This window comes from Photobacterium japonica (assembly GCF_050337005.1).
Lineage (GTDB): Bacteria > Pseudomonadota > Gammaproteobacteria > Enterobacterales > Vibrionaceae > Photobacterium > Photobacterium japonica.
Genome location: NZ_JAKJSN010000128.1, coordinates 1 through 1,515, shown reverse-complemented (window position 1 = coordinate 1,515; position 1,515 = coordinate 1). Strand labels below are relative to the sequence as shown.

Here is a 1,515-nt window from a genome sequence, read left to right as displayed (position 1 = left end):
GTACAGGTAACAACGTTGAAGTGACCGCACAAGTGGTGGATGCCGCAGGCAACCCATCGCCAGAAGTGAGCGACAATGCACTTGTGGATGATGTGGCAGCACCAGCCCCATCGGTAGAGCTACTGGGTGATACCAATGGTGATGGCGTCTACAACAGCGACGAACTGGGCGCTGACGGCACAGTCACCGCAGAAGTCACTCTGGCTGCGGGCACCGAAGTCGGTGACCGCGTCATCATTAAAGACACAGACGGTTCAATCTTGGTTGACCGTGAAGTGACGGCTGAAGATTTAGCAAACGGCATCCAGGTTGAAGTGTCTGTTGGTACAGGTAACAACGTTGAAGTGACCGCACAGGTCGTGGATGCTGCCGGTAACCCATCCCCAGAAGCGAGCGACAATGCGCTGGTAGATTCAGAGGCTGCTCCGGCCCCATCGGTAGAGCTACTGGGTGATACCAATGGTGATGGCGTCTACAACAGCGACGAACTGGGTGCTGACGGCACCGTAACTGCACAAGTGACACTGGCTGCAGGTACCGAAGTCGGCGACCGCGTCATCATTAAAGACACAGACGGCTCAATCCTCGTTGATCGTGAAATTACCCAAGCAGATCTCGATAACGGTATTCAGGTTGAAGTGAATGTTGGCGCTATCACTGGCGGCAACGGTGTTGAAGTCACGGCGCAAGTGGTCGATGCCGCAGGTAACGCCTCACCAGAAGTAAGTGATAACGCCTTGGTTGATAATGGTGCAGCTCCGGCCCCATCGGTAGAGCTGCTAGGCGACACTAACGGTGACGGCGTCTACAACAGCGACGAACTGGGTGCTGACGGCACCGTAACTGCACAAGTGACACTGGCTGCAGGTACCGAAGTTGGCGACCGCGTCATCATTAAAGACACAGACGGATCAATCCTCGTTGATCGTGAAATTACCCAAGCAGATCTTGATAACGGTATCCAAGTTGAAGTATCGGTTGGTACAGGTAACAACGTTGAAGTCACAGCTCAGGTTGTGGATGCCGCAGGTAACGCCTCACCAGAAGTAAGTGATAACGCCTTGGTTGATAATGGTGCTGCTCCGGCCCCATCGGTAGAGCTACTGGGTGATACCAATGGTGATGGCGTCTACAACAGCGACGAACTGGGYGCTGACGGCACAGTCACCGCAGAAGTGACACTGGCTGCGGGCACTGAAGTCGGCGACCGCGTCATCATCAAAGATACCGACGGTACTGTGCTGGTTGATCGTGTGATCACTCAAGATGATTTGAACAACGGCATTCAGGTTGAAGTGAATGTTGGCGCTATCACTGGCGGCAACGGTGTTGAAGTCACGGCGCAAGTGGTCGATGCCGCAGGCAATGCCTCTCCAGAAGTAAGTGATAACGCCTTGGTTGATAATGGTGCAGCTCCGGCCCCATCGGTAGAGCTGCTAGGCGACACTAACGGTGACGGCGTCTACAACAGCGACGAACTGGGTGCTGACGGCACCGTAACGGCTGAAGTGACAC

The 1,515-nt window shown here is 54.6% G+C and carries 1 protein-coding gene; it reads left to right on the top strand.

Translation table 11 applies throughout. The features are described 5' to 3' along the window. A partial coding sequence (locus L4C36_RS23725) for an autotransporter outer membrane beta-barrel domain-containing protein (RefSeq protein WP_489685896.1) occupies window positions 1-1,515 on the top strand: 1,515 nt, incomplete at both ends.